A 7,204-nucleotide genomic window follows, 5' to 3' on the forward strand; every position below is an offset into this window, starting at 1 on the left:
GTGGTATGGTATCGGGTGTAGTTTTAGGTTTGTTCATCATTCCGGTACTTTTCGTCATCTTCCAGGCCTTACAGGAAAAAATATCAAAAAAATCAAGAAATGAGGTTGTTCACCACAATGGAGAGCCTGTAAATAATAATCATGTAGTTTATGAAACGGTTTAATCTAATTACCATCCTGCTCCTTGCTTTGATCTGGAGCGGATGTTCGGTTTCGAAAGATACAGCCTTGCCCAATATTGCGCCAGGCTTATTCAGAAATTCATTGCCTAAAGATTCTTCGAGTGTTGGCGGTATGCCATTGAAGAGTTTTATCAACGATCTTACTGTTCAGAATTTAATTGATACAGCTTTGGTTAAAAATTACGATATGCAGATTGCCTTGAAAAATATCGATGCAGCCGAAGTATTGTTCAAACAATCGAAACTGGGTTATTTACCTGAACTGAAATTGCAGGTGGCGGCGAGTTCGAGCCGTCCGTCTGATAACAGTTTAAATGGTTTAAGCCTTAACCAGTTTACAGGCTCAACACACATCGAAGATTACAATGCGAATCTGGGGGTGGTTTGGGAGGCTGATATCTGGGGCAAAATCCGCAATCAAAAAGCTGGCGCTTTAGCCAGTTTTTTACAGACAGAAGAGGCACGTAAAGCAGTTCAAACGCGTTTAGTGGCCAATGTTGCACAAGGTTATTACAATTTGTTAATGCTTGATGCGCAATTGGAAATCGCGAAAAAGAACTTAAAACTGAACGATAGCACATTAAGGATTATCAACTTACAGTTCGATGCAGGTCAGGTAACTTCATTAGCGATACAGCAGGCACAGGCGCAACAGTTAAATGCGGCACAGTTGATCCCCCGTTTGGAGCAAAATGTAACTTTACAGGAAAATGCTTTAAGTGTATTGATCGGTACTTTGCCAAAAACCATTAACCGCGAAAGCCGTTTGGATAAAATGAGTATCCCACAAGACCTGAATGCAGGTTTTCCTTCGTCGATGTTAAGCCGCAGGCCTGATATTAAAAGTGCCGAACTGGCGCTTACCATTGCTAATGCAAAGGTTGGTGTAGCAAAAGCAAGTTTATATCCATCGTTGGTGATTACGGCTAGCGGAGGCATCAACTCTTTTAAAGCGAGCAACTGGTTTAATGTTCCGGCATCGTTGTTCGGTTTGGTTGGAGCAGGGATTACCCAGCCGATTTTTCAAAGAGGTCAGCTAAAAACTTCTTTAGAACTGGCTAAGATCGATCGCGAGAAATCGGTGATCCAGTTCCGTCAGTCGGTATTAAATGCTGTTAGCGAAGTGTCTGATGAGTTAACGAAAGTAGAGAAGTTAAAAACACAATACAGCATTGCTGAAAAAAGAGCGCAGACTTTACAACAAGCCTCAAAAAATGCAAGTTTATTGTTTAAAAGTGGTATGGCGAACTATTTAGAGGTAATTACCGCACAAGGCAATTTATTGCAAAGCGAACTGGAGTTAACTACCATTAAAACAGAGCAGTTAAATGCAGTTGTTGGTTTGTACCGCTCGTTAGGAGGCGGCTGGCAGTAATCTGCTCGGTTAGTTAAACCACTAAGTCACGAAGACACTAAGATTGCCAAGTATTAGCTTGGTGTTCTTGGTGTCTTTTTGGTTATAATGGGGCTTATCTAATACAGTCGTCATTCCCGGGCAGGCGGGAACCTTAAAGCGGTTGCTATTCTTTGCCCTAAGCTCTGCCTTGCCTCGGCTCGCCGCCGCCGAGGGGCTCTTACCTTTTTCTTGATAAAAAGGTAACCAAAAATCAAGGCTTGCATCCTTTCTTGAACTAAGCTATCGAAATTCTTATTGCGGCAATATGGAGGCCCCGATGAAGAATCGGGACTTTATATTGCCTTGAGCAGTGGTGTATTGTGGGGTTGTGCAAGAATTTCAATGCTTATTTCTACGAAAATCTGCCAGGCCGGATAGCAGGATGCAGATCGCATGGAGCATATTGTAGGATGCGGTAATTTGTTTTTTAGCCCTTTCCCTTTCAGGGGAAAGGTGCCGATAGGCGGATAGGGGTTTAAGGCGCTCGCTATAATACGGTCGTCATTCTCGCGCAGGCGGGAACCTTAAAGCGCTCGCTATCTGTTATGCCGGACAACAGGGAGAAGAGAAATCATTCGCGTTATTTTAATTGCGATCAATTCGTCATTGCGAGAAGGCTTTTTCAGCTGACGAAGCAATCTCATTAGTAGTGTTTTTAGCATTAAGTCATTCTACCTCGATTAATTCGTCATTTCGACCGTAGTGTTCCAAAGGAACTCTTTTGGAGGAGAGATCTTTGTACTTTCTAATACGGTCGTCATTCCCGCGCAGGCGGGAACCTTAAAGCGGTCGCTATGTTGTTGCCCTCTACTTGGGCTTGCCTCGGTTAGCCACCGAAGGGCTCTTACTTTTGGCTTGGCCCAAAAGAAACAAACCTGAGCGTAGCGAAAGCATGCCTGCCATTAAAAACAACAAAAACCAAGGCATAACTGAAAGGCTTGGATCTGATGTCGGATAAATTCGTCAAAGCTTTTTGGTCGTCAGCACAAGCCCCGATGAAGGATCGGGGAGGGTGTGCTGCCTCGGGGTAGTGGTAAGTTGAAAGGGGGTGCTAAAGCTTTAACGTTTTCTCCTTCCATCATATCCTAGGCCGATAGCATGATGCAGATCGCATGGAGCATATTGCAGGATGCGGTAATTTGTTTTTTAGCCCTTTCCCTTTCAGGGGAAAGGTGCCGATAGGCGGATAGGGGTTTAAGGCGCTCGCTATAATACGGTCGTCATTCCCGCGCATGCGGGAACCTTAAAGCGGTCGCTATCTGCTATGCAGGATAGCAGGGTGCAGAGAATCATTCGCGTTATTTAATCTCGATAAATCCGTCATTGCGAGGCTGGGAGTGAGCGAGCCGAAGCAATCTCATTAGTAGTGTTTTTATCATTAAGTCATTCTACCTCGATAAAATTCGTCATCTCTACAGTAGCGTTCCGAAGAAACTCCTTTGGAGGAGAGATCTTTGAACTTTCCTATTAAAATTGTTATATCGATAAAAGCAATCTTCATTGAGCTTTTCAATTCGCCGTTTTGCATTGCAGTTAGCAACATTATACCTGTGGTTGGTAGGTTTATGCTTGCGGGTGCCAGCATGATGAAAGCAGTTAACAGTTCTATCAGCGCATCTAACAACATTATACTCGCAGTTGGTAGGTTTATGCTTGCGGATGGCAGAATTGTTAGCGCAGTTAATAGTTCTGAACTTGCAGTAGATAGTTCTAAACTTGCAGTTAACAACATTATACTTGCAGTTGGCAGGTTTATACTTGCAGTTAACAGTTCTATCAGCGCAGTTAACAACATTATACTTGCAGTTGGTAGCTTTATGTTTGCAGTTGATGGTTTTGCCAGCGCAGTTAACAACTTTATCGGAGAGGTAGGTTACTTTTAGTTTGCAGTGAACAGCTTTTAGTTTGCAGTTAAGAATATGATAAATGCTATTAGCTGCCCTGGTTTGCTGTCAACAGTTTGCAGTATATCTTTTAAACAAAAACAGCAACCGAGTTGCTGTTTTAAAATGTACATTGGGATGGGATGATTTTTTTCATGATAGGCTAAATTTTTATCGGTTTAAACGGAATGCCCGAAATTTGTTTGTACTGCGGGGTACTTACGCCAAACAACGATTTGCTGTAGTTTTTGGCATCTAAAGCGAGTGCCACTATACCGGTTTCAGTATCGTACAGGATTTTGTTGCGGTTAAGCCTAAAGGTGCTTAACTCAGATGTTTTTGATACCACATCGCGGTTTTTCTGCAATAAATCGTTGTACAAGGTGGTAAGGGTGACCTGCTGCAGCTCTACCTCATTGGGCGCATAGGTGGGGATGGTAGCTAACAGTTTGATCTGTTTATCGAAGGTATCGAGCTGGCTATCGAAACTTTGTTGCGAGGCCGATACCTGGTTAACAATAGTGCCGCTTGCTGCCAGCTTCTGTTTTTCTTCTTCTGTTAACTTTACCGATGCCCTTTGGCCCTGAATTTTGCGGTTGTGGGTAATGGCATTATCAATTACCTGTTGCGCAACATCGCTCGCTTTTATCGCATTTACGATTCGGGTACTCAGCTTTTTTAAAGGCTGAAAAGCCAGATCGCGAATGGCAATGGCGTTGCTGTTTTTTGCGGCCGCATCGTGTACTTGCTCGCTAATGGTTTTTGCTGCGGCAGCTTTCTCGGTTAAACTCGTTAACTGGATGTTTGCATTGCTAGGGTTATAAACGGCGCCGTAGCCGGTTAAATACGCAATAAGGGTTTCGAAATTGGCTACGTTTTTGGCGTGGCCGGTGTCATTTGTTTTAGATATAAGATGATGGTTAAAAAGTAAATAAAATATATTAATTGCGATTAAGATAGTATTATTTTCTTTACAACTAAAAGAATAGGTTAATTTTTTTTGAGTAGGTACGGGAAACCGTAAAAATTAGTTCTCCTGGTCAGATATCTTGGCTGCATGAAAAGATTTTATTATATCCTGTTTTTAAGTATTGGCATACTGGCCTGTAGCAAACAAAATGAAGTTGGGGCTGGTACAGATACCGAAACTTATATGCCGTGCGGCACTTATAAGTCCGGGCAAAAATTATATCAAGGCTCTAAAGGCGGTTGTTTTTATTACAATAGTAATGGTAATAAAACATATGTTGAGAAAAGCGCGTGTAAGTGTTAATTCAGCTTTATGTTTTAAGAAGTGGCATTAGAATTTGCAAACTTCAAGTTATTCATCGTATATTACGATATCTAAATAATTCTAGCTCGTTTCTCTTCGTATTTTCTCTCAAATCCCTTTTATAACAACCTTTTTTTAACACTGAATGCACAACTCAAATTGTTGCTTGCATTGAGCTGTTTTACTTACTCTTGAATATACTTATATGAAACAACCAGACCAACTGATTCTAGATATCTACACATCAAAGTCGCAAGCCGATAAAGCAATTAGTTCTTTAAAAGGGATTTTGCTTGGAATAAACTTAGATGGAGAAGTAAACGAAAAGGAAATTAATGAGCTACAAAAATGGGCAAATGCACACGATGCTTTAATAGGTAGAAATCCTTTTAATGAATTTATGAATATTATAGCAGAGGCCGCTAGTCAGCAAATGCCATCAAAAGAGACTATTGAAGACTTGTATTGGCTATGTCAAAAATATGAGAACGACAGCTTTTATTATAACCCTATAACTTCTGACATACAAACATTACAGGGGCTTTGCCATGGAATTCTAGCAGATGGAGTAATTAATGATCAGGAAGTTATTGATTTAAATAAATGGTTAGAAGAAAATGAACACTTAAACACATATTACCCTTACGATGAGATAAGAAGTTTAATTCTATCTGTGCTATCGGATAATAAAATTGATGATGACGAGCGATTGGTTTTAAAAGCTTATTTCAAAGAGTTCGTAAATATCCAGGATGAAGTGATAAGTGAACAGATTCGAAAGGAAACTGAGCATATCAATATCTCTGGCTTATGCACGAGTGAGCCTAATGTTAAATTTGAGGGCAAGACTTTCTGTATCACAGGCATACTACAAAGAATTAGTAGGGAGGGTTTGAAGAAAAAAATACTCAATCTTGGAGGTATACCAACCGATGGCATAACGCTTAAAACAGACTATTTAATAGTTGGTGATAATGGTAACCCTGCATGGGCATTTTCTTGTTATGGTCGCAAAGTAGAGAAAGCTATAAATATGAGAAAAGATGGGCATACGATAATGCTTATCCACGAATTTGATTTTGCTGATATTATTGATGACTCGAACACATCAAATTAGCAATAAGCATATGTTCGATATAAAAACAACTAATACTTAAACAAACAATCATGAACCAAAAAATTATTGACGCAATCACTAACCAAAATGTAATTGAATTTTCTTACGAAGGAGAATCAAGAGAAGTAGAGCCACATTGTTATGGTAAAACTACTGCTGGAAATGAAGGTTTGAGAGCTTTTCAAATTGGAGGATATTCGTCTTCTGGTAAAATGGGATGGAAAATGTATGACCTTGGAAAGGCTGAGGATATCAACCTTTTGGATGATACATTTGATGTTAGAGACGATTATAAACAAGGAGATAAAGGTATGTCACAAATTCATATCGAAATATAGCTATGGAAAGCTATAGGAATTCAGGCGGAGACTCAGGAGTCTCCGCCTATGAAATAGGTGCTGATTATATACTTGTGGGATTTTCTGGCAATTCTCGTACTTATCGTTATAGTTATGCAAGAGCAGGGCAGTATCATGTTGAAAATATGAAGAGTTTAGCAATAAGCGGAACTGGTTTGAATAGTTATATAAATCGACATGTTAAAAACTTATTTGATTAAATATATATGAGGTCAAAATTGTTAAAAATATCAATTGCTAACTTAGGATGTATTGGTAATGAAGGGGTAACGGTTAGTTTGGATAATATTTTATGTTTAGTTGGTGATAACAATGCAGGCAAATCAACAATATTAAAAGCTTACGAATTAGCGGTAGGAACTCAAGTATATTCTTATGAAAAAGATTACTGCAAGAGATCTAAAGATGAAAATACTTATATAGAAATATCGGTACACATTCCAGAAGGAACAGCAAATATTGCAGAAAAGTGGAAAGAAAAGGAAGGCGATCTACTAGTTGTAAAGAGTAGATGGGAATGGGATAAAAGTGGGGTTAAGACAAGAAAAACTTACGATCCTGAAGTTAGTGAATATTCGGAAGACGGTAATGCTGCTGGTTTAGATAACGTCTTTAATAGCAGACTACCCGTTCCTTTTAGAATTGGCGCACTAGAGAATCCGCAAGCAGAATTGAAAAACTTATTAAAACTGATAGTAGACCCAATTGCAGAAAATCTACGTTTAAATTTAGATGATAAAGAATCTGAAATAAGTAAAGCATTAGAGGTCTTTACCATACATGCTAAAAAACCTGTTGAAGAACACAAAGAAATTATTGAAAAAATTAATGAAAGAATGACAAACAGTCATAATAAAATTTTCCCAAATCTTTCTATTGATTTAAGCATAGGAATGTCTGAGTTAAGAGTTGATCCCCTTGATGCTTTAGTTAAAGGCTCTAAGCTAAATATAAAGGAGTTTGATGAGAATGTAGATTGGGATCAGCAAGGAAC

The 7,204-nt window shown here is 39.4% G+C and carries 7 protein-coding genes; 6 read left to right on the forward strand and 1 reads right to left on the reverse strand.

What is annotated here, in order from left to right:
- Nucleotides 1-150: 150 nt before the first annotated feature.
- Both AC1DPQ_RS12730 and AC1DPQ_RS12735 read left to right on the forward strand, forming a co-directional pair.
- Nucleotides 151-1,557, forward strand: coding sequence for a TolC family protein (locus AC1DPQ_RS12730; protein ID WP_477609573.1), 1,407 nt, complete (start codon nucleotides 151-153; stop codon nucleotides 1,555-1,557).
- A gap of 1,571 nt (nucleotides 1,558-3,128) precedes the next feature.
- On the forward strand, nucleotides 3,129-3,461 hold the full coding sequence (locus AC1DPQ_RS12735; RefSeq protein WP_477581883.1) for a hypothetical protein: 333 nt from the start codon (nucleotides 3,129-3,131) through the stop codon (nucleotides 3,459-3,461).
- Between the two features lie 163 nt (nucleotides 3,462-3,624).
- Here AC1DPQ_RS12735 and AC1DPQ_RS12740 read toward each other — a convergent pair whose 3' ends face one another.
- Nucleotides 3,625-3,843, reverse strand: coding sequence for a hypothetical protein (locus AC1DPQ_RS12740; RefSeq protein WP_477581885.1), 219 nt, complete (start codon nucleotides 3,841-3,843; stop codon nucleotides 3,625-3,627).
- Nucleotides 3,844-4,939: 1,096 nt separating this feature from the next.
- Here AC1DPQ_RS12740 and AC1DPQ_RS12745 point away from each other — a divergent pair.
- From AC1DPQ_RS12745 to AC1DPQ_RS12760, 4 genes are all read left to right on the forward strand, one after another.
- Nucleotides 4,940-5,851, forward strand: coding sequence for a BRCT domain-containing protein (locus AC1DPQ_RS12745; RefSeq protein ID WP_477581888.1), 912 nt, complete (start codon nucleotides 4,940-4,942; stop codon nucleotides 5,849-5,851).
- Nucleotides 5,852-5,901: 50 nt separating this feature from the next.
- A complete protein-coding gene (locus tag AC1DPQ_RS12750; RefSeq protein ID WP_477581890.1) occupies nucleotides 5,902-6,189 on the forward strand; it encodes a WYL domain-containing protein in 288 nt (95 codons plus the stop codon).
- A 2-nt stretch (nucleotides 6,190-6,191) separates the two neighbouring features.
- Nucleotides 6,192-6,410, forward strand: coding sequence for a hypothetical protein (locus AC1DPQ_RS12755; RefSeq protein WP_477581892.1), 219 nt, complete (start codon nucleotides 6,192-6,194; stop codon nucleotides 6,408-6,410).
- An 18-nt stretch (nucleotides 6,411-6,428) separates the two neighbouring features.
- Nucleotides 6,429-7,204, forward strand: a 776-nt coding sequence (locus AC1DPQ_RS12760; protein ID WP_477609575.1) for an ATP-binding protein, incomplete at its 3' end; no start/stop codon positions are given.

Source organism: Pedobacter sp. 01T416_2 (assembly GCF_056398925.1).

Excerpts from the sequence above, each read along its gene's own strand:
- AC1DPQ_RS12745 (WP_477581888.1), top strand. The coding sequence starts at position 4,940 with ATGAAACAACCAGACCAACTGATTCTAGATATCTACACATCAAAGTCG.
- AC1DPQ_RS12730 (WP_477609573.1), top strand. The coding sequence starts at position 151 with ATGAAACGGTTTAATCTAATTACCATCCTGCTCCTTGCTTTGATCTGG.
- AC1DPQ_RS12755 (WP_477581892.1), top strand. The coding sequence starts at position 6,192 with ATGGAAAGCTATAGGAATTCAGGCGGAGACTCAGGAGTCTCCGCCTAT.
- AC1DPQ_RS12750 (WP_477581890.1), top strand. The coding sequence starts at position 5,902 with ATGAACCAAAAAATTATTGACGCAATCACTAACCAAAATGTAATTGAA.